Origin of the sequence: Micromonospora ferruginea (assembly GCF_013694245.2) — a bacterium.
Taxonomy (GTDB): Bacteria; Actinomycetota; Actinomycetes; order Mycobacteriales; family Micromonosporaceae; genus Micromonospora; species Micromonospora robiginosa.
Genome location: NZ_CP059322.2, coordinates 1,017,753 through 1,042,073, shown reverse-complemented (window position 1 = coordinate 1,042,073; position 24,321 = coordinate 1,017,753). Strand labels below are relative to the sequence as shown.

Annotated in this window: 19 protein-coding genes; 7 read left to right on the top strand and 12 right to left on the bottom strand. The window is 69.5% G+C overall.

Annotation, left to right across the window (positions count from 1 at the left end; translation table 11 throughout):
* Positions 1-25: 25 nt before the first annotated feature.
* The 3 genes from H1D33_RS04800 to H1D33_RS04790 are packed head-to-tail and all read right to left on the bottom strand — an operon-like array spanning position 26 to position 6,569.
* The gene (locus tag H1D33_RS04800; RefSeq protein ID WP_181569212.1) at positions 26-538 is read right to left on the bottom strand and encodes a hypothetical protein; all 513 of its coding nucleotides are present in this window, start codon (positions 536-538) and stop codon (positions 26-28) included.
* Complete coding sequence (locus tag H1D33_RS04795) at positions 528-2,312, bottom strand: RyR domain-containing protein (protein WP_181569213.1); 1,785 nt, start codon at positions 2,310-2,312, stop codon at positions 528-530. Before H1D33_RS04795 ends, H1D33_RS04800 begins: the two co-directional genes overlap by 11 nt.
* 42 nt (positions 2,313-2,354) lie before the next feature.
* Positions 2,355-6,569, bottom strand: a complete 4,215-nt coding sequence (locus H1D33_RS04790; protein ID WP_181569214.1) for a HEAT repeat domain-containing protein — start codon at positions 6,567-6,569, stop codon at positions 2,355-2,357.
* 194 nt (positions 6,570-6,763) lie between these two features.
* Between H1D33_RS04790 and H1D33_RS04785 the strand changes: the two genes are divergently transcribed.
* Complete coding sequence (locus H1D33_RS04785) at positions 6,764-7,720, top strand: SCO2521 family protein (protein ID WP_181569215.1); 957 nt, start codon at positions 6,764-6,766, stop codon at positions 7,718-7,720.
* Between the two features lie 6 nt (positions 7,721-7,726).
* On the opposite strand, the gene H1D33_RS04780 is transcribed toward H1D33_RS04785, so the two are convergent.
* The 4 genes from H1D33_RS04780 to H1D33_RS04765 form a co-directional block, all read right to left on the bottom strand.
* Positions 7,727-8,704, bottom strand: coding sequence for an SCO2522 family protein (locus tag H1D33_RS04780; RefSeq protein ID WP_307755348.1), 978 nt, complete (start codon positions 8,702-8,704; stop codon positions 7,727-7,729).
* The gene (locus tag H1D33_RS04775) at positions 8,689-9,618 is read right to left on the bottom strand and encodes an SCO2523 family variant P-loop protein (protein ID WP_181569216.1); all 930 of its coding nucleotides are present in this window, start codon (positions 9,616-9,618) and stop codon (positions 8,689-8,691) included. The genes H1D33_RS04780 and H1D33_RS04775 overlap by 16 nt, the downstream gene beginning before the upstream one ends.
* Complete coding sequence (locus H1D33_RS04770; protein WP_181569217.1) at positions 9,618-11,459, bottom strand: SCO2524 family protein; 1,842 nt, start codon at positions 11,457-11,459, stop codon at positions 9,618-9,620. Before H1D33_RS04770 ends, H1D33_RS04775 begins: the two co-directional genes overlap by 1 nt.
* Positions 11,460-11,633: 174 nt before the next feature.
* On the bottom strand, positions 11,634-12,425 hold the full coding sequence (locus H1D33_RS04765; protein WP_181569218.1) for an SCO2525 family SAM-dependent methyltransferase: 792 nt from the start codon (positions 12,423-12,425) through the stop codon (positions 11,634-11,636).
* 682 nt (positions 12,426-13,107) lie between these two features.
* Here H1D33_RS04765 and H1D33_RS04760 point away from each other — a divergent pair.
* The 6 genes from H1D33_RS04760 to H1D33_RS04735 are packed head-to-tail and all read left to right on the top strand — an operon-like array spanning position 13,108 to position 18,192.
* Positions 13,108-14,274, top strand: coding sequence for a glycosyltransferase (locus tag H1D33_RS04760; RefSeq protein WP_181569219.1), 1,167 nt, complete (start codon positions 13,108-13,110; stop codon positions 14,272-14,274).
* A complete protein-coding gene (locus H1D33_RS04755) occupies positions 14,271-15,545 on the top strand; it encodes an aromatic ring-hydroxylating oxygenase subunit alpha (RefSeq protein WP_246411677.1) in 1,275 nt (424 codons plus the stop codon). Before H1D33_RS04760 ends, H1D33_RS04755 begins: the two co-directional genes overlap by 4 nt.
* Positions 15,542-16,054, top strand: coding sequence for an aromatic-ring-hydroxylating dioxygenase subunit beta (locus tag H1D33_RS04750; RefSeq protein ID WP_181569221.1), 513 nt, complete (start codon positions 15,542-15,544; stop codon positions 16,052-16,054). Before H1D33_RS04755 ends, H1D33_RS04750 begins: the two co-directional genes overlap by 4 nt.
* A 7-nt stretch (positions 16,055-16,061) precedes the next feature.
* A complete protein-coding gene (locus H1D33_RS04745) occupies positions 16,062-17,270 on the top strand; it encodes an MFS transporter (protein WP_181569222.1) in 1,209 nt (402 codons plus the stop codon).
* A 3-nt stretch (positions 17,271-17,273) separates the two neighbouring features.
* A complete protein-coding gene (locus tag H1D33_RS04740; protein WP_181569223.1) occupies positions 17,274-17,666 on the top strand; it encodes a carboxymuconolactone decarboxylase family protein in 393 nt (130 codons plus the stop codon).
* Positions 17,656-18,192 carry a hypothetical protein gene (locus H1D33_RS04735; protein WP_181569224.1) on the top strand — a complete coding sequence of 179 codons (537 nt, stop codon included), beginning with the start codon at positions 17,656-17,658 and terminating at the stop codon, positions 18,190-18,192. Before H1D33_RS04740 ends, H1D33_RS04735 begins: the two co-directional genes overlap by 11 nt.
* Here H1D33_RS04735 and H1D33_RS04730 read toward each other — a convergent pair.
* The 5 genes from H1D33_RS04730 to H1D33_RS04710 form a co-directional block, all read right to left on the bottom strand.
* Positions 18,135-18,791, bottom strand: a complete 657-nt coding sequence (locus H1D33_RS04730; RefSeq protein WP_181569225.1) for a flavodoxin family protein — start codon at positions 18,789-18,791, stop codon at positions 18,135-18,137. The genes H1D33_RS04735 and H1D33_RS04730 overlap by 58 nt on opposite strands.
* A gap of 477 nt (positions 18,792-19,268) precedes the next feature.
* Positions 19,269-20,174, bottom strand: a complete 906-nt coding sequence (locus H1D33_RS04725; protein ID WP_246412263.1) for an NUDIX hydrolase — start codon at positions 20,172-20,174, stop codon at positions 19,269-19,271.
* Positions 20,155-20,730 carry an AAA family ATPase gene (locus tag H1D33_RS04720; protein WP_181569227.1) on the bottom strand — a complete coding sequence of 192 codons (576 nt, stop codon included), beginning with the start codon at positions 20,728-20,730 and terminating at the stop codon, positions 20,155-20,157. Before H1D33_RS04720 ends, H1D33_RS04725 begins: the two co-directional genes overlap by 20 nt.
* Positions 20,727-21,650 carry a radical SAM protein gene (locus H1D33_RS04715; RefSeq protein ID WP_181569228.1) on the bottom strand — a complete coding sequence of 308 codons (924 nt, stop codon included), beginning with the start codon at positions 21,648-21,650 and terminating at the stop codon, positions 20,727-20,729. The genes H1D33_RS04720 and H1D33_RS04715 overlap by 4 nt, the downstream gene beginning before the upstream one ends.
* A 14-nt stretch (positions 21,651-21,664) precedes the next feature.
* Positions 21,665-24,190, bottom strand: a complete 2,526-nt coding sequence (locus H1D33_RS04710) for a toll/interleukin-1 receptor domain-containing protein (RefSeq protein WP_181569229.1) — start codon at positions 24,188-24,190, stop codon at positions 21,665-21,667.
* Positions 24,191-24,321 lie beyond the last annotated feature (131 nt).

Sequence of the window (24,321 nt, the reverse complement as noted above, 5' to 3'; positions counted from 1 at the left end):
ACCACCACACGGTCCGGTCGGCGTGTCAGGTGTCGGCCGACGTGCGACGGGCACCGGCGGGCCAGAGCACCGTGACCGGGACGCCCAGGCCGCGCGCGAAGTCGATGGTCCGGTCCGTCGACGCCTCGTGGCAGCCCGGCACTCCGTCCCAGACCGCCAGCAACCGGTCCACCCGTCGGACCAGCTCCTGGTTGGCCGCCAGGAACGCGGGGGTGCCCGAGTGGTCGTACCCGGTGTGGATCACCGCGCCCGCCCCGGCGAGCAACTCGTCGAACGCCGCCCGGTGCGCCGCAGCGATCACCGCGGTCCGGTAGTCGCGGGCCGGCAGCACCACGTCGTACGTGCCGCCCAACTCCAGGACCGTGCGCGCGAAGACCTGGTCCGTGCCGGCCGCCAGGCAGGTGACGCCCCGCACCGGCCGGTCGCCGACCCGGCGCAGCTCGGCGCGGAGCGCGTCGGCGACGAGCAGTTCCGTGTCGGGGGTCAGGTTGATGTGCCCGGTCACGCCGACGCGTACCGGGGTGGGGTCACTCGCCATCCGCCGGTCCGCTCCGCTGCGCGGGCACCGCGGGTGCCAGCCGGATGAGCTCGAAACCGCTCTCGGAGAGCACGTCGGGCAGCGCCCGGATCTCCTCGCGGTTCTGTTCCTTCAGTGCGGGCGGCAACTCGTCCCAGGGCCGCAGGGCGGGGTGCCGCTGGTGGACGTCGTCGCGGCGTACGCCGTACCGCCAGCCCTCGCCGCGCCGCTCCCGACACCACCGATCGTGCTCGAGGCGGGCGAGCTCCTCGATCCGGTCGTCGATGGCCTGCCCGGCGGACGGATCCCCGGCGCCGCGCCGGGGCGCCACCACACAGCCGAGGTCCAACAGCTTGGCGGCGATGTCCTGGACGTGGGCCCGATTGGCCCGCCGCAGCGACTCCGGCAGTCGTGACCAGTGCACCATCGCCGGCGCGTCGCCGAGACGCAGCCCGGCGCGCTGCTGGGCCTCCAGGTAGCGCTCGTGGATCAGTTGGGCCAGCCGCTCGGTGAGGTCGTCGCCGATCAACCGGGCGTCACAGGCGCGGGTCAGCACCGGATAGAGGCGCAGCTTGCCGTGCACCTCGTCGAGCAGGTCGTGGCGGGAGTCGCCGTGGAACGCCGCGGCGAGCGCCGCCTGCCGGTAGACCGGTACGAAGACCGAACTCCGGGCGCCTTGCCACAGGGCGGGTGAGTCCAGGACGAACTGCAGGCCGTTCGCCTCCTCCGGGGCGCAGACGTAGATCCGGTCGTAGCTGCCTGGGGTGAGCCGGGCGAGCGTGACCACGCCGTCGAAGTCGATGTCGTGTGCGGTGAGCCGGCAGGTGGTGCTCAGCATCGGGTAGCGCGCCGTCGCCAGGTCGAGTTCGAGGCGGGCATCCGGGGCGGCCAGGTCGATGCGCAGCGGTGGCGCGTCGACGCGGCAGGCCCGCCAGTGCCGGGCGGTCTCCACCAGGAGGGCCCGGCGGAAGGCGCCGGTGCCGGCGATGAGCACCCGGGTGGATCGATCGGTGACGTCGGGCAGCGGGTGGTGCCGGTGCAGGGCGCGGGCGGCGACGTCGTCGACGTGGAAGTAGTCCAGTCGCAGCCGGCTGGAGCCGGCGGCGCCGAGCCGGCGGGCCTGGAGCGCCAGGCACATCTCGGAGTCGTGGACCAGGACGTAGACCCGGGGTGGTTCCCGCCGGTCCTGGACGAGGCGGCTGGCGGTGTTGGCGATGGCGTGGTTGCGGTCATCGTCCTCGCCGCAGGCGTAGATGGTGTGTGCCCGGGGCAGGCCGGCGCCGCGCAGCACCTCCGGGCTGGTCGGGTCGCCGACCACGCCGAGGTAGCGGCGGCGACGGTATTCCAGCGGGCCGAAGGGCGTGGAGCGCACGACGACGACGCTCTCGCCGTCGGCGAAGAGCCGGTCGGCGAGCATGTGGGCGAACTGGGAGTCGCCGCAGACGAGGACGTGACCACGGGCCTGACGGGCGCGCAGGCGGCGGCTCTCGGCGGCCAGGAGCAGGCGGCCGGCCTCGGCCACGGCCAGGAGGGTGAACAGCGGGGCGGCGAACCGGGCGACCTGCAACTGCCACGGGTAGGGGCCGGGGTTCTGGAACGGTTCGGCGCCGAACACGAAGAGCTGCAGATCGTAGTAGAGCACGTCGAAGCGGTCGTGGACGGTGTCCGGGCGGGCCTGGAGCAGGCTCTCGAAGCCGACGTAGCCGAGGACGAAGGCGGTCAGGCCGATGAGGCCGAACAGCCCCCGCAGCCACCATCCGGTCTGGCGGGGCGAGCCGACGACCGGGTCTGTCATGGCATCGATGGTATTTGACGGGGACGATCAGGAGCGGTTCCGTCACGGAAAGTCGTCGGGGGTGGTGTCGGGCAGCGTGGCCAGCAGTTGCCCGGCCAGCCGCCGCACGATGTCGTCGTCCTCCCGGCGGCTGAGCCGGACGAGCAGCTCTCGGGTCCTGCGGTCCCGGTAGTGGTGCCGGGCCAGCGCGAGCAGCGCGGTCCGGCGGATCTCCCAGTCGTCGTCCTCGGCCAGCCGGAGCAGCAGCTCCGGCACCCCGACGCGGCCGGCCAGGGTCGCGCCGAGTTGTTCCACCGCCCGGCGCCGGACCTCCAGGGCCGGGTCGTCGCGCACGAGCCCGACCAGCAGCACCTGCACCTCGGGGTCGGTGCCGAAGTGCTCGCCGAGCGCGGCGGCGATGCGGGCGCGGATCGCCGGGTCCTGGTCGGCCAGGCGCCGCATCAGTCGCAGTGTCACCGCCATGGAGGCGGTCCCCTGCTCGGTCAGGCAGCAGACCGCGGCGTCGAACACGGCCGGGTCCGCGTCCGACTCGATGCACTCGAGCAGCACGTCGGTCACCACGTCGGGGCTGCCGTGCCGGCAGAGCGTCCAGACGGCGGCCAGCCGGATGCCGACGTAGCTGTCCCGACGGGCCCGCCGGCACAGTGTCTCCACGAGGCCCTCGGTCTCGCCGTGCCGGGCGAGCGTGTCGGCGGCCGCGCGCAGCACGTTCGGGTCGGGATCTCGGCTCACCTGTTCGGCCAGGCATTCCCGCACCTCCGCGTCGGGCGGTTCGGCGAGACGGGCCAGGCTGCGGGTGACCCGCAGCCGGACGAGCGCGTCCCGTTCCTCGAAGGCCCGGCTGATGAGCAGTTCGCGGGTGGCGTGGCCGAACGGCTGTCGATCGGTGAGCAGGTCGACGGCGGTGAGCCGGACGCTCGCGGTCGGGTCGCGCCGGGCGCGGTCCAGCAGCAGTTCGCCGGTGCGCGGGTCGGGCTGGGATTCGGCCAGGGCGCGTACCGCGGCGAGGCGCACCGTGGCGTCCTCGTCGACGCGCGCCGCGCGCGCCACCACGGCCCGGCAGGTGTCGTCGGCGCCGGCCCGATCGATCAGCGCGGTCACGGCAGCAGCCCGCACGGAGGCGTCCTCGTCCTGTTCGACCTGGTCGGTCAGCCGGGCCCGGCAGCGTCCGTCGGGGTCCGGCACGAGCGCCAGCCGCCGCACGGCGGTGGCCCGGAGCCGCGCCGAGCCGTCCGAGGCGGCCAGCTTCAGCAACAGGTCGATCTCCTCCGGGCTGGGCCGTCCCGGCAGCAGTCTCGCCACCAGGCAGCGCCGTACCTCGTCCGGGGAGTCACCGGTCATCCGCTGCAGCGCGCGGGTGCGGGCCGTCTCGGCGTGCTCGGGCAGGGCCAGCAGGGTGGTCAGTGCGTCCTGCACGACTGCGGGGTCGGGGTCGGTGGCCAGGAGCCGCTGGAGGGTGCCGGGCGCGTCCGGCAGGTCGGCGCAGCGCGCGGCGAGCACGGCGACTGCGGCTCGTCGTACCGTGGTGGTGGTGTCCTCGGCGGCCCGGAGCAGGGTGTGGCGGACACCGTCGGTGAGGTCCGCGCGACCGCCGAGGGACTGTACGGCCAGCGCACGAACCGCGGGGTCGGGCGAACCGGCGAGGTCGCGTAGCTCGTCGGTGAAGTCGGGGTCGGCGCCGAAGTGGGTGATCAGAGCCCGTACGGCGGCCTGCCGCACGGCGGTGGAAACCTCGGCCCGGGCCTGGGCGATCAGGATGTCCCGGTACCGACGGCGACCCTCGTCGGTGGCGTCCGGCCGGGCGGCCGCTTCGGCGAGCCCGGCGACCAGCGTGAGGTGGGCCTGCCGCTCGCGGCCCCGCTGCAGCTCGTGGACGAGCAGTTCCTCCAGGTGTTCCTCGGTGGTGGACAGCGCCGCGGCGATCCGGGTGGCGAAGGCGGAGCCGGAGCGCCAACTCGTCCGGACACCGCGGCGGCGGTACCAGTTCAGGAACGTGTGCCGGCCGGGCCAGCTCGGCCCGAGGGCTCGGATCGAGGAGAGCAGTTCCTGTTCGGTGAGGTCCGCCAGGTTGGGATCCTCGGCGGAGATGCCGTGTTCGACCAGCAGCACGACTCGGCGCAGCACTGCGTCGCCCGCGTCGGTCAGCTCGGCGGGCTGCGGGGTCTCGGCCACACACTGCGCAGCAAGCACGAGGTTCCAGGGCGGGGCGGGCAGGTTCAGCGGAGGCCACGGTCGGGCGGTCTCGGTGGCGAGCAGGGTGATCAGGTCGTTGGCGGTACGCGCGGGCAGGGCGCCGGCGACGAGCCGGAGCACCTCTCGCCAGGACGGGTCGGCCCAGTGCTCGCGGAAGAGGACGCGGAGCCGGTCGAGGCCCCAGCCGCCGGGGTCGTTCTCGATCCTGTCCACGATCTCCTCGGCGCAGAAGAATTCCAGGAACGCGCGGTGCACGAACCCGAACAGTCGCAGTCCGTACCGTTCCAGGATGAAGCTTCGCTGGCGCAATTTGTCGATCATCGAGTAGGCCATGGCGAGCGCCCGCTCGTTCTCGAAACCGTAGAACGCGACGAGGTGGTCGCGGAAGATACGGGCCAGTTCGTCGGAGTCGACATAGTTGCCGGCCGGCCCCGATTCCCGGAACTGCATGTGGAATGCCAGGTGGCACAGGAGTCGACGCTTCGCCTGAAGGTCCAGCGAGGGCACGTCGCCGTGGCTCTCCCGCAGTTGTTTGGTCACGTCCCACTCGGAGATGAGGACGTCGGTGACGTGCGCGTACAGTCGGCGCCGGTTGCGGGGCAGCGGATGGCTGCGACCGACGATGGTCATCAGCATCAGCAGCAGCGGGTTGCCGGCGATCTCGTGCATCGCCCGGGAGTCGCGCAGCAGGTCCAGGATCTGTCGTCGTTGCCGTTGCGCCTCGCCGGTCGGGGTGGGCATCACGTAGCGGTACCAGTTGTCGAGGAACCGGGTGATCTGCTCGTCGTCGAGGTCTTCGAGGGTGAAGTGGTCGAAGCCGGCGTTGGCGAAGGTCTGTCGCTGGTAGCCGGCCGCCCGTGAGGTGACCGCCGACAGCACTCCCGGGTACTCGTTGGCGAAGGTGGCGATCTGCGCGGCCACCTCCTCGCGTTGAACCGGGTCGAACACCTCGTCGAGGCCGTCGAAGAGAAAGAGCGCCTGGCCGCCCTGGCGCAGGTACGACTCCAGCACCTCCTGGTCGATACCGGTCAGTCCCTGCTGGTGGCGGTGGCCGACGTAGTCGAGCAGGCCGTCGCAGCGTCCGTCGCCACGGTGCGCGGCGTAGGAGCGCAGTTCGATCAGCACGGGCAGGTACCGGTCCAGCGCCGCGAGTCGGGGTTCGTCGCAGACGCCGGCCAGCACCAGGGCCAGGTATCGGGCGGCCGCGGACTTGCCGGAGCCGGGGTCGCCGAGCAGGACGATCGTCCGGCGGCCAGGGTCGCCGACCACGTCGAACAACGCCAGGGCGTCCTTGGCCGCATACTCCTCCCAGAGTCGTTCGACCTCCTCCGGGTTCACCACGCCGGGCAGCCCGCCCGCGTCGCCGCCCGGCATGGCGCCGGCCCACCGCCACCAGGCCAGCGGCATCTCCGGGCGGGCGTCCTCGTGCACCCGGGGCTCGACGAACACCTTCGGCAGCCCGACGGTGAGGTAACCGATGGTGGGGCGGGGTGACACCGCGTCGACCGGGACGGCCTGGTAGCGCAGCGCCAGTTGCTTGTAGTAGTGGCTGCGCACCGCTTCGGGCAGGTGGGTGTCCGGATCGGCGGGTCCGCGTGCGGGGGAACGTCCGCTGCGGACGTCGGCCAGCGCCGCGGTGACCTTGGCGGTCAGGTCGTCGACGCTGGTGAAGAAGGCGCACAGGTGTCGTTCCTTGAGCTCCCGGCGCAGTTCCACGATCCGCTCCCCGTCGGCGCCCCGGTCGACCAGGTCGACCGGCCAGGGGGTCTCCTCGGCGAGGAGGAAGACCAGACAGGGTTTTCCGGCGGCGAGCGCCTCGCGGTATTCCAGCTCGGTGATCGAGGATTCCTGACCGGGTGGGCGGAATCCGTAGCGCCAGGCGAACAGTCCGATGTAGAGATCACAGCGGCGTACGTCGGCCAGGCACCGGTCGAGTGGTGGTCGGACGTCGGCGCCGTACGCCTCCATGGCGACGTCGTCGATCTCCAGGCGACGCGCCACGGCGTGCACGGCAGCGCGATATTCCAGCAGGTCTTTTTGGGTGGCCGAAATGTAGACCTTCATGAACGGCAACTCCAGGGGTAGCTGGCGACCGCACCATCGAAAATATCAGCCGCCGTCACGTTCGCGCGGCCGGTGAACACTCCGCACCACGTCACCATGAATGGGATTCCCATAGATGTCGGGCCTATGATGCCTCCACGGGCAGATGCCGATCCGCGGATCGATTCCGGGATGGCATCGATGCGGAGGAAGCCATGATCACGGTCGGCGAGGTGCACACCAACCTGCTCCAGCACAGCACGGCGCTGGCACAGGAGCAGAGCTCGGAGGTGCTCAGCCTGGTCGAGGGCGAGGCCGTGCTGACGTCCCGCAGGCCGTCGCTCTACGCGGTCTCACCCGACGTGCGCACCGGCGTGGACTGCTGGCTGCCCAGCGCCAGGCGGCGGCATCTGCGGGGGGTGGGCGCGGTGGTCACGAGGGCCGTCATCACCGGCGGGCGGATCGTGCAGGCGTCCTCGGTCATCCAGGTCGTGGCCGGCGAACGCCGCCGGCCGTGGTCGCACTACCTGGCCAACCCGGGCGTCCTGGAGACCGTCGGCAAGCTCGACAGCGCCGACCTCACCGCGGGATTCCTGCACGGCAACGACGCGGACGTGCTGAACCTGGAGGCGATCACCGGACGGGTGCTCGACGGGGTGCAGATGTCCGACCTGCTGGACCGACGCCCACCGCTGCGTGCGGCGCGTACCCGACTGCGCTGGGCCGCGCAGACGGGCCAGCAGCCGGACCGGGAGGTCTCGGCCGTGGTCACCGTGGACTCCCCGACCGTACGCACAGTCGAACTGGTGCTCGCCCCGCAGGACGTGCCGGCGGCCGTCGCCGGACTCTGCGAGGATCTCGCGTTGCACGACTGGCTGCTCACCATGCTCTCCTCCCTGGTGGAGGCCGCCGTCACCCGGTCGGCCTCGGGGCAGGAGCACGTCGAGCGGTTGCGGCCCGTGCTGGAGCACCTGCTGCACCTGTGGCTGCCCGGCGCGCGGGTCAACCCGCGGCTGCGGCCGATCTGGGACCGGCTGGAACAGGTGCCCGGATTCAGCCGGCAGTGGAACTCGTCGGTGAACTGGATCCGGGATCAGATCAGCGTGGGCAACATGGCGCTGCTGCGTGACCTGGCGGGCCGTGGATGCCTCGACCAGCCGTGCGGCCGCTGACCGGGCTCACCCGCCGATGAACACGTAGCTCAGCCGGTCGACCAGCTCACTGGGCAGGTGCAGGCCCTCGCCACCAGCCCGTTGGGCGACCTGCTGCGCGACCGCCGGCGGCACCGCCACCTGGCCCAGGATGGTGCGCACCGCCAGCTCGACCGGCAGGTACTGGGTGTCCATCAGGGTCAGGGTGCGGTACGCGCAGAACGGCGCGGCGGTCGGGTTGAGCTGGACCACCGCCGGCAGCTCGTCCCAATCGGCGGGCAGTTCGCCGGCGAGCCGACTCGGCTGCATCAGGGTCTGCCCGCTGCGTCGCAACACGCCCAGCCGGGTCATCTGCCAGACCGATGCGAGCAACGCGCACGCCCACACCCGAGTGGCGGGTTCGTCCGACCACAACTCGACGTCGACGAAGATGGAGTGCCGTGGGTCGCCGGACTGCACCGGCGGCGACCAGGGACGGGGCAGGGTCATCGCCGGCGCGTCCACGTGCCCGGGTGAGCGCATCCCGTTGGACAGCCAACCGGACTCACTGAGCGGAGGCCGGCTCCCGGTGGTGTGCCGGGGTGGTTCCACCACGAGGCTGTCGACCACCATCTGGGCCAGCTCGACGCCGTCGTGGCGGGCGAAGCTGGACTCCCGGGCCACATAGTCCACCACCAGGCCCAGGTCCGCCGCGGCGCCCTGCACCTGGGGAATCACCTCACGCGGCGAGCCGAACCGGTGGAAGTAGTCGTCCACCATGAAACAGGTGCTGATTCGAGGCTGCCGGTGCGCCGGTAGCCCCCGGCCGGCCAGGGCCGGGATCGCCGCCGACCAGTCGGCGATGCGCGCGAACCTACGCCGCAGTTCCTGGCAGCCGGCGCCGAAGTCCTCCGCGTAGAAGTGCCCCAACTCGACCGACAGATGTGAGTACGCCACGCTCTCTGTCCGACGCACCGCAGCTGCCTCCTGGAACCTGACATCCACGTCGATCACACGGTCTCCCATGCGGTCTCGTCGAAGAGCTTCTCGGTCAGATCCACGATGGCGTCCACCGTCTTCACATTCGCGATCTTGGCCTGTACGTCGTGGTCCGAGATGAGCTGTTCCCGCCACTGCAGCAGCGGGTCCAACGGCACCGCGCCGAGCAGTGTCGTACGCCCGACGCCCCGGCGACGGGCCAGTTCCGACAGTTCCGTGTCGCACTTGCGCAGGAACGCCTGCTGTGCGAGGTCGAGGTGGCCGACCTCGGGGCCACGGGAGTCGATCACCGCCGTACGGATGAAGCGCAGCGACTCCCTCAGCCGCTCCGGCTCGTGTCCGTACTCCTTGCCCATGGCGAGGATGCCGCCCGCCTCGAAGGCGAGATCGGCCGCCGCGGTGACGTGCTGGGGAGTCCAGCGGTGGAAGACCAACCAGCGCGCCGTCACCTTGCGCAGGGTGGGGGTGGCGGTGGCGGCCAACGCGATCTGGCTGGCGTACGAACGGCCGGCACTGAGGTCGACCAGCGTCAGATCGAACTCCTCCTCCAGCCGGAGGAAGAGTTCGGCGCAGCGCTTGGCGATGTCGTTGGTGAAGCCGAACTCGCTGCCGTTGCGCTGGCCGGGCAGGAGCACCAGCGGCCCCGAACCGATGGGCCGCTGACGCAGGCTGGACCGCTCCGAGGCGCCCCAGACGTCCAACTGTTCCGGAAAGGGGATCTCGCCACGCAGGTAGCGGTGCAGGCCGCCGCCGTTCGGCCCCGCGCCCTCCACCCCGTTGACGGCGTGCGGGATCTGGAACGTGATGCCGGCCGTCGGCGAGCCGAAGTCGAAGTCCAGGTAGCAGGTGGGGCGACCGGACAGGGCGCTGCGATAGGCGATGTTCGCGGCGGTCACCGACCGCCCGGTGCCACCCTTGTGCGACGTGACGAAGACCAGCATCAGATCCCCTCGCTGGCTTTCTGCTGCCCGGTGGTGACGTCGTTGAGCAGGAGCAGCAGCGTGTTCGCCAGGGCGGCGGCGGTGCCCGGGCGTTCGTCCACCAGCAGTTGCGCCCGGCGCAGGCTGGCCCGGATGCTGCGCATGCTGCGTTGCATCGCCTCACCGGCGAACGTGCCCCGCATCAGCTCGCGGTCGAACAGGTATTCCGCCTCGTCGATCAGATCCTGCGCGTACGCGGCCAGGCCGGCGGCCCGGGGGAAGGGCCGCTCCCAGAGCAGTTGACCGGCGTTGACGAGCGCGTGCACCACCCGCTCGGTCAGGTACCAGGAGGGGGCGTCCGGTCGGGGCGCCAGCCCCGGGAAGGCACCGCCGGCGTGGTCCCACAGCCCTCGGTGCCGGCCGTCGGGAACGCGGCGCAGCAGCAGGTGCTCCCACACCTCGTCAGCCAACTCGAGCAACTCACTGCGCCGCCGGGCGTTGCTCAGCAGGCCGGCGACGGTGATCGCCCGCTGGAGCAGGACGGTGGAGAACTCGTTCACGTTCCACGTCATGATCGGCTTGGACGTGTCGTCGTTGAGGACGACCCGCTTGCCCGGCGCGTGCACGAGCAACGCCAACTCGCCGGGCGACGCACGTCGGGTGACGCGGGCCCGCTGCGCCAGCTCCACGAGCACCGCGGCGATGCGCCCGAGTTCCTCGTCGCCGCCGCGGCCGACGGCGAGCAGTCCCTTGACCGCCAACGACGTCGCCTGGAGGGTGTAGTAGTCGGTACGGTCGCCGTCGGTCGTGCGCCACGGGATGTCCTCGATGGGCCAGCGCCGCCGGTTACCGAAGGTCGCCACCGTCGCCCAGTAGGTCCGGGTCAGTTCCCAGCGCAGTTGCAGCGCCCGCGACAGCCGCTGCTGTTCCTCGTTGAGCAGGCCGAGCAGGCGGGTCCGCTCGGAGTTGAGGTCTTCGATGGCGTCCATCGCGATGACCGTGAAGTAGAGGTAGGGGGCGTTCTCCGCCGAGCCCTCACGTTGCCGGCCGATCGGCTCGCTGGTCGGGACCTCCTCGGCCCCGGCGATGGTGCCCCACGACCAACCGCACTCGAAGAGCATCTCGCTGTTGTCCAGGTCCTCGGTGACCCGCCCCGACCCGATCACCACGCTGCGCAGGCTGGCCATGGTGTCCCGCAACTGTTCGCGCAGCGCCGCCACGAGTTCGCGGCGCGGTAACTCGTCCTGGTTGACCATGTCGCACAGCCGGCGGCCGTACTCGTCGGTGGACGTGAAGACGAAGGTGCTGAAGCTGCGCAACAGGCCCACCATGGCGGCGGTGAGCCGGACGCCGGCCATCGCCTCCAGGTCGTCCAGTTGCGCGAGCAGTTCCCGTCGCTGGGTGGCCCGGCGGTAGACCTTGACGAAACCGATTGTCGCCAGGGTGAGAGTGACGGAGACGGCGAACGAGTCGACGATGTCGAGGGACCGTTGCTCGTCGGTGAGCTCCGGGCCGCCCTCGCCCGGGTTGAGGTAGCTGCCGCCGCTGAAGATGGGCGTGCCGTCCTCGGCGGCGTACCGTCTGAAGTAGTCGACCATGACGCCGACCAGCCGGCGGGGAATCTCGATCGCGCCGCCGATCGGGCTGAGGGCCTCGATCACCTCGTCGTCGGCGCGGTCCGGGTCGTCGAGCGACAGCACGGGGACCTTGGCCGCGGGCAGGAGCAGGACCAGTAGTTGCTCGGCGTCGCTGATGGAGTTGCTACCGCTGCGGCCGCCCCAGTGCCACTCGCCGCCGTCCCAACAACTGCGCACCGTGGCCCGCCAGATGTCGAGGATCTCCTGACGCGGCTGTATCCGCATGATCCACCGCCGTCTGCATGTAGTCGCCGACTCGGAACCGCTGGTGTTGCCGTGCGCACGATGATCCACGATGACCGGCGCCGATGTGCAGTGCCATGGTAACGGGCCGGTCGAGTGCCGCCGGAGACTCGCCGCCGGCCGCGTGTCGGCGGGCCGGACGGACGCGCGCCGGCACTATCCGCGGACGCGCCCGGTGACCAGCATCATGCTCAGGTATCCGTCCCGCAGCGGCGGTCGGGGGCGCTCCTCGTGGACGCTCACGTCGTACGCGCCGGCCGCGATGGCGGCCACCACCTCGGCGCGTTGCAGCGCCACGGCGGGGAACGGACGTGGGCCGACGTGGTAGCCGGCGGACCCGAGCATGACCGCCACCGCGAAGGGCGAGCCGGGGCGCAGCGCCCCGAGGAAGCAGCCGACGGCGTCCTCGGCCTCCGCCCGCTCGGCCGAGATGGAGCAGGCCACGAAGAACATCGTGCCCGCGTCCCAGGTGGCCCGCGGCAGGTCGAAGACGCTGGCCCGCCGGACCCGGCCGACCTGTGCCAGACGCCGCCGCGGATCGGGCAGCGCCGCGTACGCCGGATGCTCGGCGCAGACCTGCCAGTACGGGTCCCAGAGCTCGTCGTAGCCGTCGACCTGGCGGCGCAGCCAACGCACATTCGACACCGACCATTCACAAAGGTCGACGGTGTGTGCGAACGGCAGGAGCGTCAGGGCCGGATAGAGGTTGGCACCCGACCCGACGTCGACACAGCGCGCGTCGGCCAGCGTCGCCCCGCCGAAGAAGTCCCGGGTGCGGCGGAGCAGTTCCCGATCGTCGGGGCGCAGGTCCGCGTAGTTGTGCCGGACGTAGGCCTGCGGGTCGAAATCGTCCCACTCGACCTCGGCGTTCAGCGGCCTCGCCGCGTGGATCGGCACCGAGGACACGGGCGAGTCACCACCAGCCCCGGCCGCCGGGGTCAACGCCATGGACGTGCCTCCATCGGTCTCGGCGGATCACGCTCGGTCGTCACCGCGGCGCGCTCGGTGTTCCGCCCATTGTGTATCGAACCTGATGGTTGCCCGCAAGGGGCGGCACCGCACCGCGGCGGCGCAGCCGGGCATTGACAGACGTCACTCTACTTGAGGGAGCCGCGGGGTGGCGGCCCGGAACGCTTCCTCCCCGCCCGGCGGGACACCGCGCCGAAGGTGCTGTCCGGCGCGTCACTCGTTCGGCAGAATGAACCGCACGACGAAGAGGCGCCGAGGCTGGAAATAGCCGGCCGGATTCGAATCGAGAACCCTGACCTCCCAGTTCCCCACCTATTCTGTCGCGTCATGCCGGAACGGCTCCGATCTGGTTGAGCCGACGCCTGCGAGCACTGTTGCCACGCTCTCGGCGCCACGGCCACCGACCGTATCTGGGAGATTCCACCCCTATCACCCCGAGCGGGTCGGACTGCGGTCCAGCCCGCACCTAAACCCCGAACCGCTCTCCGACAGTTGCGAGGCGTTGACATCGAGTGCACATCCCGGCAGGCTTTGCGAAACTCCCTGGGGCTGACGGCTCAAGGTTTTTCAAGTGGCGCAAGTCGATGCCTTGCAGTGATGTCAGGGAATGCGTAAAGCCTCGTGACAGCACCACGTCTTCTCTCGACGGATCGGAGAACTGATGCGCGTCGCCCTCCTCACCACGACTCAGCATGGTCACCTGAACCCGTATGTTCCGGTGGTCAACGCGCTCCGAGCCGCAGGCAGTGAGGTTGCGCTGCTGCTGCTGTCCGCGGACGGTGGCGCGCTCGACGAGCGGCGCCGCCAGGCACTGGGCGAGACCGAGGTCCACGCGGTCGGGCAGGTCGAGATGGCCCCGTGGAGCGGCGACCCGGCGAAGATCGGCCCGATGCTCCAGTCGTCGCCGGTGGCGGACCGGACGGCTGACGTGCTCCGCGCGACGGCACCGGACTTCGTGCTCGTCGATTCGCTGCCGGTCACGGCCTCGGCCATGGTCGGCGCGCAGGCGTCCGGCGTGCCGTACGGGATGAGCTGGGCCAACCTCGGTGGGGTGTGCCCGAGCGAGCATCGACGAGGTCGCTGGCCGTACGACGAGCAGGTCGGCGACTATCTGACCAGGCACGGAGTGTTGTGGTCGACCCGGACTCATTCGGCGCGTTCGCCGATTCTCAACGTGATGCCGACGATCCCCGCTCTCGTCGGGGACGACGCGGTCACCGACGACGGTGTGCGGCTGGTGGGGTTGCCTGGTGCGGCGGGCACCCGCGGCGACGAGGTAACCTTCTCCGGCCTGGATCGACTCGCCCCCGACCGGCCGGTGGTGTACGTCTCCTTCGGCACGATCTTCTACCGTCGGCCGGACCTGCTGCGCACGGTGATCATCGGGGCCGCGGCGACCGGCGCACAGGTGGTCGCCTCGGTAGGAGATCTCGCCGAGGAACTCGCGCTGCCCGACGACGTGCTCACCGCCCCGTACCTGCCGCAGCGTGAGGTGCTCGAGCGCGCCGACGTGTTCGTCACCCACGGCGGCTACAACTCCGTGGCGGAGTCGATCCGGGCGGCGACACCGATGCTGGTGATCCCGCTGGCTGTGGATCAGCCGATCCAGGCGCACTTCGTGGGTAGCGCGGGCTTCGGGGCGGCGTTGGAGCCGGCCGGCGTCACCGAGCAGGCGGTCGCCGCCGCCGTCACCGATCTGCTCGATCCCGCACGGGACTACCGGGCCCGGCTACGCGCCGCTCAGCCGGAGTGCGGCGATTCCGCCGCGCGCACGGCCGAGTTGGTCATCGGCACGGTCGAGGCGCTACCGCGGAAGGGGGAGCTGTGACCATCGAGCTGCGGCGGCCGGTGCGCGACCCGATCGTGATCGAAGATCTTGAGCGCCTCTCGTTCCGGGTGGATCGCCGCGCCTACACCGACGAGGAGTTGGCCGCCCGGGAGATGACCAGGATCTTCGATCGTTGCTGGTTGTACGTCGGACACGAGTCGGAGGTGCCCGGACCGGGCTCCTACGTGGCACGCGACGTCGGCGGGCGTCCGGTGCTCATGACGCGCGGGTCCGACGGCGTGATCCGGGTGTTCGCGAACAGCTGCACCCACCGCGGGGCTCTGCTCTGCTCGCAGCCGACCGGACGGGCCAGGTCGTTCCGGTGCCCGTACCACGACTGGACGTTCTCCAACCAGGGCGACCTGGTCGGGGTCCCGATCCCGGACGGGTACGGGCCGGGCTTCCGGAGGGCGGACTTCGACCTGGCGCGGCACCGCAGTGACACCTACCGCGGTTTCGTGTTCGTCACCTTCGACCCGGCGCAGCCGCGCACCCTGACCGAGTACCTGGCGGGTGCGACGGAGTACCTCGATCTGATCGACGACCAGTCGGAGGTCGGCATGGAGGTGATCCAGGGCGCGCAACTCCACGGGGCTCGGGCCAACTGGAAGCTCATGATGGAGAACAGCGTCGACATCTACCACTTCCGAGCCCTGCACAAGCGGTACGTCGGCTACATGGAGTCGCTGGGGTCGGTGCCACCACGACGACGAGGCGGCTTCGGCTGCGCCCTCGGGCTGGGGCACGGCGCCAACGAGCTGCCCCCGGCGGCGGCCCGGCCGCTCGCCTACTGGACGCCGATGTTCGGCGCCGAGGTCCGGCCGCGGATCGAGGCGACGGCCGCACGGTTCGTCGACCGGTTCGGCGCCGAGCGCGCCGGGCGGATCACCGGCACCAACCGGGCCGTGCTGATCTTCCCCAACCTGATGATCATCGACGCGATCGCCATCACGATCCGCAAGATCGACCCGGTCGGCGCCGGTCAGATGGCCATCACCTCGGTCGCCCTGGCCCCCCGTGACGAGGATCCGGACATCCGGGCACTCCGCAAGAGCCACTACCTGACCTTCCTCGGCCCCGCCGGCTTCGCCACCCCCGACGACATCGAGATCGTCGAGTCGTGTCAGCGGGGCTACCTCAACCGCACGGTCCGCTACTCGGATCTGTCACGCGGCATGAACAAGAAGGTTCCGGAGACGACCGACGAGCTTCCCGCCCGGGAGTTCTGGCGGCAGTGGGACCGGCTGATGTACGGGGCGGACCCGCGATGACCATCGAACTGACGGTCGACGACGCGATCCAGGTGCGGTTGTGGCACCGGGTGAGCCAGTTCCTGTTCCGGGAGGCGCGGTTGCTCGACGAATGGCGCCTGCTCGAGTGGTACGACGAGATGCTGACCGACGACATCCGCTACTCGGTCCCGGCCACCGACGTCCGCGGCGAGCCGGCCGACGCGCTCGGGCTCATCGACGACGACGCCGCCCGGCTACGTCAGCGGGTCGAACAACTCCTCAACGGTGAGGTGTGGTGCGAGAGCCCACGGTCACGAACGAATCGGATGATCAGCAACGTGGAGATCCTGGCCGATCGGGGCACGCACCTCGACGTGGCGGCGAATGTCGTCGCGTACCGGTTCGGGCACGGACGCTCTGACGCCTACGTCGGAAAGTACCGGTTCCAACTCGTCGTCGAGGGCGAGTCGTTCCGGGTCCGGAGACGGGTCGTGGTGCTCGACCACGAGACACTGTACGAGCACGCGAAGCTCAGCATCATCCTGTGACCGGACAGTGACGGCGGCCGACACCGGCAGCGTCCCACCCGTCGCCGCCGCCCAGCCGAGCCTCCCGCGCGAGGTCTACGTCCTCAGTGTCGTCGGTGGCTGCGTCATGCTGGGCCTGGGACTGGTGCTCCCGGTGCTCCCGGTGTACGCGGCGACGTTCGGGGCCGGGCCCACCCAGATCGGCGCGCTCGTCGCCCTGTTCGCGTTGATGCGGCTCGCCGCCAGTCCGTTCTGCGGCCCGCTCGGAGCACGCTTCGGGGAGCGGCGGGTCCTCGTCGCCGGCCTGCTGCTGTGTGCGGTCTCCTCGGCCCTGACGGCGTTCGCCGGGTCCTACGGGCAGTTGCTCGTGTTCCGCAGCCTCGGCGGCGTCGGCTCGGTGCTGTTCTCGGTGTCCGCGCTGGCGACACTCCTGGCGATCGCGCCGGCCGGCCAGCGGGGCCGGGCCGGCGCCGTGTTCGAAGCCGGCTTCCTGCTCGGCGGGATCTGCGGACCAGCACTGGGCGGACTGCTCGCGCTCATCGCCCTGCCCGCGCCGTTCGTGGCGTACGCCGTGCTGTTGCTCGCCGCCGCGGCGCTGGCACAGGCGGTGCTGCGCACCGGCCGAACCGCCGGCGCGGAGCCTCGCCGGGACGTGGTCCGGCTACCGGTCCTGCTGCGGGATCGACGCTACCTGGTCGCCTGCCTCGCCGCGTCGGCGCAGGGATGGGTCCTGTTCGGACTGCGCAGCGCACTGGTCCCCACGGTGGTGATGGCGTGGCGACATGACGTGACGTGGGTCGGCTGGGCGTTCACGACATCCGCTGTCGTCCAGGCACTGCTGATCGTGCCGGCCGGCCGGATCGTCGATCGGGCCGGACGCCGGCCCGCCATGATCACCGGCACCGGTGTGGCCGCGGCGGCGATCGGCAGCTTGGCGTTCGTGGACAGGTACGCCTGGCTCGTCGTCCTGCTCTGTGTGTACGCGGCGGGATCAGCGCTGCTCAACGCCGCGCCGGCCGCGCTGATCGGTGACGTCGTCGCCGGCCGGGCCGGCAGTGGCGTCGCCGTCTTCTCGATGTGCACCGATGTCGGCGCCGTCGTCGGACCGGTCGTCGTCGGGCTCATCGCCGAGCGGGCGGGTGTTCCGGCCGCCTTCGGCAGCGGCGCCGCGCTGCTGGTCGTCGCCTTCACGGCGTCATGGACGTTGACAAGTGTTCGACCAACCCGAAGGAGTTGAGCGATGGATCAGCCCTCTGCCCGACGTGAGCGGGGTGAGGCCATGTTCCGGCAGGTCTTCGGCCGTGAACCGCGCCCGGGTTCCTACCCGGAGTTCCTGCAGATCACCGTCGACCACCTGTTCGGTGAGATCTGGAGCCGCCCGCACCTGAGCGTCGAGGAGCGTGAGCTGGTCGCACTGGCCGCGGTCACGCTGGCGCGCACCGATTGGGAGTTGCGCGGCCACATCGGCGCGGCCCTGCACCTCGGGATGTCGCGGGAGAAGATCGTCGAAGTCATCATCCAACTCGCCTACTACGGTGGCTGGCCGGTCGCCAACAACGGGCTGCGCGTCGCCCAGGAGGTCTTCGCCGAGCTCGACGACGCCACCGGAAGGGACGCGGACCGTGGCCGGTGACACGAGTCCCCTCGACCCGGCCGAGAAGGTCGACCTGTGGCGCCAACGGTTCTTCGAGGCCCAGGCCGCTGCGGAGGAGTTCGTCCTGGGCGAGCACGGCGAAGCGGGGCTCGCCGCGTGGATCGCGGCGAACTCCCGCATCACCGCGACGCTGCTGCGAGCGCAACAGCCCGCCGACATGTCCGCCACCGATCACTTCATGACCCGACTGGAGCGTCAGTTGTTGCTGTACGACTCGGCAGTGACCAGTGAGTCGCAGCCCTCGGGCACCGTCCTGCGCAACGCCGACTGTGGGATCCTCCGCTACCGCAGACGGGCCGCCCGCGCCGGCGTCACACTGACGTTCTCGTCACCGTGCCCGTACTGCCAGGAACTCAACACCGCCATCGCCGCCCGCTACGTGGAACCGGACGTCACGGTCTCGTGCGAACAGGCAGGCGACGGATGCACCTGGCGCGCGGAATCTCCTCACGCGCCAGGAGCGGACGCGGCCGGGTCACCGCACCGCGGGCGAGCCGATGGTTGAACCAACGGCAGTGTCGCCCGTTCGACGGCCGGTGACCGGCTGACGTCGAGCGTCATGCCCAGTTGCCGCCCCACGGCCACACACAGGTCGACCGCGGCGGTACGGGTCAGGTCCGGATGGACGTTCTGGGTGACGCACGCCGACGCCACGTTCTTGTTCCGTAGCCGCAGATACCACGGGAACAACGATCCGAGAGCGGGCTCGGTCAGCATCGTCCGCGAATGCACGATCGTCCCCACCAGCAGGTCGCCGAACGGGCGTTGCGTGGCGTTCATGAAGCTCTTCAAGCGTTCTTGGAAGATCTTCAGCACCGCGGGCACGTTCCCCGCGTACACCGGCATGGCGAGCAGCATCGCCTGCGCACCCTCGGCCAGGTCGACGACGCGCGCGAAGTCGTCGTCGATCGTGCACCGGCCCACCTCGGGATCGAGGCAGGTGTCCTCGCCCTCGCACATCGCGATGCGATGGTCGATCAGCCGGATCCGCTGAATCTCCGCGTCATCGACCTCCCGGACGACACCGGAGATCGCCGCCTCGAGCAGCGCGTCGGTCAGCGACGGCAGCCGCCTCTGCGTGCAGGACAACGCAATGATCTTCATCCGAAGGCCCCTTGCCCGCTCGGCGCCACCCAGGACCGGGGGACCTGACGAGATCCCCCACCTGGCCACCCCAGAGGCAGCCCAATCTACCCACGATCGCGCACCACCGAAACGCGCGCGCGGTAGACGGAGTAGCCCAGTGGCCGGGCGGACCTGACATGAGCTCCAGTCGCCCCGAGCCCCACCGGCGGCGCGCGAAGGAGCTGTCGCGCCTATTCGAATCCTGCTCCGCCCCACCGCCGCCGTCATGGTCGTCGCGCTCGCGACCAGTGGCTGCACGTCCACGAGAAGCTCCACGAAGACCACCGCGACTACGACCGTGGCCGGGCCGCCACCGGGTGGGCGGCGATACCGATCGTGTCCGCCGGGCCGAGGGCAGACCACAGCGGTTTCTGGTACGGCTCCGACGACAGCGGACCGTGCCGTCGAGGCACGTGAGTTGTTCGCGTCAGCCGACTGTACCGGCAGGTCTGTCGGTCACAGCTCGAACAGGGCTTCCTGCTTGGTGTCGTGCAGGTCGATGGGGTGCCCAACGCCAGGCGTGTACAGGTGCGTGTCCTGCATGAAGAGTCGCCGGAACTCGTCGTCCCGAACGAGGCGTCGCAGCAGAGCCTTGCTGACCACCTGAAGGTCGTCGCCGTTGGACAGCAGACCCAGTATCCGGTCGACCGGCAGGTCGCCGCCAACGCCGGTAACGTAGTAGTTCTGCCGCAGCTTCCTCCGGATGAGCTGCTCGAACTTCTTGATGCCCTGGTCGATAGTCGGAAAGCTTGACCGCTGTGACGGACGAGCCCGCTGCTGGCGGTCACCCCACGTCGAAGCGACGGTGCTCTGTGCCTGGTCGCAGAGCAGCAATGCGGTGTAGGCACGGTTGCGGTGGTGGCCCGGATCGAGCAGCGCCATGTCGACCTTCAGGACAGAGGCGCCGGTGCTCCCGCCGAACTGCGCGTTGATTGGTGTCGTCGCAATACCGCTGAGGGCGAGCCTGGATGGTTCGAACAGCGGCCTCGGCAACGCATCGAGCGCGAAGTAGTCGAGCGCCGAAAACCGCTCGTCAGGAATGATCCTGGGCGTGCCAAGTGTCGAGTCGAACAACACGGGCACATGGGCGTAGGGAATCTCGGTGCCATAGGTGAAGAACGTCGGCCCGATGAGCGCGGCCTGTCCGAGCAGGCCAGTCTCCTCAAGAAGCTCTCGCCGCGCGGTCTCAACCGGGGATTCGTTCCATTCGACATGCCCACCGGGGAGGGCCCACTGCCCCTCGCCCGCCGTGCGGTACCGCTTGCCGAGAAGCACCCGGGTCGTGGCCGCATGTTGCGGACGTTGCAGCACGATGCACTGCACACCGCAGTAGAATTCCTGGTTAGTGTTCTGTGCTGGCATCTCGGCCACCGTGAACCACCCTGTCCCAAATCTTGACAGCGGCATCCGCCACATCTTCGGCCGCGTGCCCGGTGGTGTCGATCACGTGAGTGTTCGGGCCGGACCGCAACCGTCGGGCGACAGCGGTCCGAAACGGCTCGCTGTCGTTGAGCGCCTTCTCGAATGGATCGAGGGGAGTGGCTCGGCCGTTGAGACGGGCGCGCCTGCTCTGCTCGTCGGCGGTGAGATACACCGTGAGCGTCGGCGCCGGAAGCGGCAGGTCGCGCAGGATCTGGGCGGCTTCCCCCGCCACGTGAAGGTGCAACGCATGGGCCGACGCGACATACCGGTCGGCGACCACCAGCACACCGGATTGGGCAACGACATCGGTCGCGGCGGCGGCACTCAGGTAATAGAGATATCGGGCGAGCGAGTCGTGACGACGGAGCAACGCCGTCGTCCGCAGCAGCAGTTCGGGAGGTGGCAAGGCGACATGAGCAGCGTTGAGTCGCGCGGCGAGAAGTCGGCTCACCGTGGTCTTACCGACCCCGTCCAGGCCCTCGACAGCAAGAATCACGAGCCGCTCCGGATCCTGGCCTTACACGGACGCGCAGAGGCCCGGCTCAGGATGTTTAGAACAGTCGATGGTGCAGGGTCGCTGAGCCGGTCCAATCCTCGGTTGACCATGCAGTTGTAAACGAAGCCCCGCGGGTCTATGCGGGTGCCGGTCAGCCAGCACAGGTCGAACGCGCAAAGATATCGACAGTATCGGATCTCGATGCCGTCGATCCGACAGGCGACATTGGACTCACCGAACTCGGGCGTTGGGACCAGTTCGACTGTGGTCCCCAGAGCCTGGTTGAGCTGTCGCTCGAAGTGTTCCACCGGCACCTGTGGCCGCGGCAGCATCTCGCCAACGTTGTCCACCGTGCCGTACTCGTCGACCTCCACGTGCTCGAAAAACTTGATCGACAACCCGTTCGTAACCGCGAAGCGTGCCAGGTCACCGAGTTGATTCCGGTTGTACCGAGTCACTACGGTGTTCAGGTCGACGAGAATCCCGAGCGCCCGTGCCGACGCCACGAGCTCCTGAATCCGGAATGGTGCCGCCAGCCTGCCGGGCGACGGGCGCGGTTTCGTGTCGTCGAGGGAATCCACGCCGAGACGCAACTTCCGGAGTCCTCTCCGCGCAAGGATCCCAAGTTGCGCCGGACGTGCCAGGATGCCATTGGAGACCATCGTGACGTGATCGGCGAAAGCGTCGGCGAGCCCGATGATCTCGGCCAACTCCGGGTGGAGCAGAGGCTCACCCCCGCTGATCGTGACCTCCGACGCCCGCAGCGAGGCGGCATCGAGGGCACCGCCGATCACTTCGACCTGCACCGGCGAGATGAACGTCTCCTCTTTGGCCTGACCTTCGTTATGGCAGTAGAAGCAGTCGAGGTTGCACTTCGCTGTGACGATCAGGCGGATCTTCTCATTGGCCAGCGCAGGCATGGGGAGTGGTCCCGTCAGTCGAAGGGCGTGGGCCACTGACTCGTGTAGTAAGGATTGCTCCATGGCGGTGCCGCGCACCAGGCCAGAAAACGCGGGTCAGCAGAGGAACGTGACAGGTGGTAACGAGCGGGTGGCGGAAGAATTGCGGCCCACCAGTTGGAGCCGCTGAAGTCAGCGAGCTCGACGTTCGCGCATGATCGAAAATCGGCGAGCAGCAATTCGCAGTCGATGAGCCGCCATGCTCGGACGTCTTGAGCACCCAGGTGGGCACGCTGCAGTCGGCAGTGGATCGCCGTCAAGCTGCCGGTCATGGCAGGAGGGAGGTCGAGTGAGGCGACGTAGGCCCGCGTAGTGGCATCGATCTGGTCCCACGCGCCGTCATTGACCCCATCCCAGACGTCCGCGAGGTACTGCTCAACCGGGTCGTGACGGCCGCTCAGGCAGGAGTGCAACGCTGCCACGTTCCCGCTCATCAACTTGGTGGTCGCACCGGTCACCGCGATGTCGAGAATGTCCTCGTATCGCCACGACCCGTCGTTCGGCAACAGTTCCGCGAGGGTCGACTCAGCCGAGGCCCGCAGTGGCAGCCCAGAGGCCCATGCCCGAGCGGTTAGCCAGACACGACTACCGCCCCGATATGCGCTGTGTTCGCTGGCCTGCACCTCGTTCAACATCCGGACGAGGCCAGGCAGCGAACGTCGCATCGCGTGCAACAGTGCCGCTTCGACCGCGGCCGCTACTTGCGGGCCGATCGTCCGCACCTCGGAATGGTCCGGCCCTTGCAGGGACAGGTCTCGGAAGACGAGCAACTCGTCAGGAGAGAGGCGCGCACGCAGCGTTGCGAGGACCGGACCCAGGTACCCCATCGCAGTGAAATCGGCTCCCGCGATCGATGTCAGTTTCCGGTCGACTTGGGCGGTCAGGTCGCCCGGATCGTACAAACCTCTCAGGGTGTCGAGCACAGAGGTGCGCAGTGGTGAGATGATCGGCGTAGTGGTGCGTACGGCGAGGACGCTACGTAGGACCCGGGCGGCCGCGAGGTCGGCCCACGCGGGCGAGTCTGGCTCCACGTGCTCGGCCTCCAAACGCAACGGACCGCCGACCTGGGCGCGCAGATGCGCGCGGTCGAACCGATCGTCCAGCAGGTGACTGAGCTGTTCCAGGTCAAGGACGACCGGCTCGCCCTGCAGTGTAAGCGTTCCCACCAGCTCCCACATAGCACGCCGCGCGTCCCGGTCGAGGGAGCCATTGCCTGCTTCGATCCACCGCGCGGCCAGTACGTCACGAATGCGAGACGGGGTCGCCTGCGGCCACTGCTCGGACGTGTTCGAGGCCATCGCCAGCACTCCGGCGCGACGAAGCGACACATCACGGTAGCCGTCGGCATCGAGGCCGAGCTCACCGCAGAGCGTCGCGAGCTCCTCGTCCGAATAGGTGCGGAGAAAATGAGCCTCGAACGGCACGTCGGGCAGGGCCTTGTTGAGCATCACCTCCGGCGGTAGGCGGTAGACCTCGGTAAAGCTCGTTCGCCAGTCCGTGCTGAGCGCGAGGATCAGGCGGGACAGCCCGGCCGAGAAGAGCGCGGGTAATACCCGGTCGAAGATGTCGAAAGCGGCCCGAAACCTTTCAACCTCCGCGATTCGGTCCAGGTGGTCGATGAAGACGACCGATGCTGCAGGCTGGGTCGGCAGGGCTTGGCGCCAGTCGACCAGGGACAGATCGAGGTAACGAACGTCGTCGCCCTGATCGCGATAGTCCACGACCAGCTTCCGCAACAGTGTCGACTTTCCCGATTCATCGATTCCTATGAGCACGTCGATCCGACGGTGACGATTCTCGGCGAGTCGGGCCAGGAACTGGCCGACATCCATACGAGTTGCACTGGGAATCGGGAGTAGCCGTCGAGTGGCGTCCCCAGGCTGCGGTAGCGAGAGCGGTGGCTGCGCGGCACCGGTGAGGTCACGCAACCGGCGTACGAAGTCCGCGCGCGGCATCCGTCCGCTCGTCACATCTTCGTGCTGGATGCGGCTGAGGCCGAACGTGACGTTGCCCTTCAACAGCAGCGGCAGGAGCGGCTTGCCGTGAGCGCGCGCCCGATCGACTTCCGCGTTCACCCAGTTCGACTCCTCGGCTGCGGGGGACATGACCAGGACGACCACGGCAGCCGTATCAATTCTATCCTTGAGCACCTGGTCCCACCGGGTCCCGTTGGGGATTTGCTCATCCATCCATACGTCGATGTGGAGGTCGCGAAGGAAAGCGACGAGACGTCGGACGTACCCGATGTCGCGGCGGGAGTAGCTGACGAACACGTGCCCCCGCCGGCCGGATTTCGAAACGTCGGGCGCCCGAGACTGGCGGCGTGCGTTCGCCACGGCCCAGAGGACAGCTGCCGCGGACATCAACAGGCCGGTTCCGGTGACAGCGAGATACGCGCTCGTGGTGGTCGTGGATGCGGCGAGCGCCATGAGGACGACCGCTACGGCGGTCACCGCCCCGGCAAGGCCGAGTCGGGCTGTCCGGGACATCACGACCTCCACTCCGGGCATCGTGCTGGTTTGCCGGTCGAAACCGATTCGGTCTCGATTGGCGAGCGGTGAGGATTGCTGATGCGGACGGTCATCCTCCGCGGCTGCCGACCAGTTGTGCGCCTGGGATCACAATCTCCAGG

Bases quoted from the DNA above. Each gene is read 5' to 3' on its own strand.
- H1D33_RS04800 (WP_181569212.1), bottom strand. From the start codon at position 538: ATGGCGAGTGACCCCACCCCGGTACGCGTCGGCGTGACCGGGCACATC.
- H1D33_RS04760 (WP_181569219.1), top strand. From the start codon at position 13,108: ATGCGCGTCGCCCTCCTCACCACGACTCAGCATGGTCACCTGAACCCG.
- H1D33_RS04795 (WP_181569213.1), bottom strand. From the start codon at position 2,312: ATGACAGACCCGGTCGTCGGCTCGCCCCGCCAGACCGGATGGTGGCTG.
- H1D33_RS04785 (WP_181569215.1), top strand. From the start codon at position 6,764: ATGATCACGGTCGGCGAGGTGCACACCAACCTGCTCCAGCACAGCACG.
- H1D33_RS04730 (WP_181569225.1), bottom strand. From the start codon at position 18,791: ATGAAGATCATTGCGTTGTCCTGCACGCAGAGGCGGCTGCCGTCGCTG.
- H1D33_RS04715 (WP_181569228.1), bottom strand. From the start codon at position 21,650: ATGCCTGCGCTGGCCAATGAGAAGATCCGCCTGATCGTCACAGCGAAG.
- H1D33_RS04750 (WP_181569221.1), top strand. From the start codon at position 15,542: ATGACCATCGAACTGACGGTCGACGACGCGATCCAGGTGCGGTTGTGG.
- H1D33_RS04765 (WP_181569218.1), bottom strand. From the start codon at position 12,425: ATGGCGTTGACCCCGGCGGCCGGGGCTGGTGGTGACTCGCCCGTGTCC.
- H1D33_RS04775 (WP_181569216.1), bottom strand. From the start codon at position 9,618: ATGCTGGTCTTCGTCACGTCGCACAAGGGTGGCACCGGGCGGTCGGTG.
- H1D33_RS04780 (WP_307755348.1), bottom strand. From the start codon at position 8,704: ATGGGAGACCGTGTGATCGACGTGGATGTCAGGTTCCAGGAGGCAGCT.
- H1D33_RS04770 (WP_181569217.1), bottom strand. From the start codon at position 11,459: ATGCGGATACAGCCGCGTCAGGAGATCCTCGACATCTGGCGGGCCACG.
- H1D33_RS04790 (WP_181569214.1), bottom strand. From the start codon at position 6,569: ATGAAGGTCTACATTTCGGCCACCCAAAAAGACCTGCTGGAATATCGC.
- H1D33_RS04725 (WP_246412263.1), bottom strand. From the start codon at position 20,174: ATGCCAGCACAGAACACTAACCAGGAATTCTACTGCGGTGTGCAGTGC.
- H1D33_RS04740 (WP_181569223.1), top strand. From the start codon at position 17,274: ATGGATCAGCCCTCTGCCCGACGTGAGCGGGGTGAGGCCATGTTCCGG.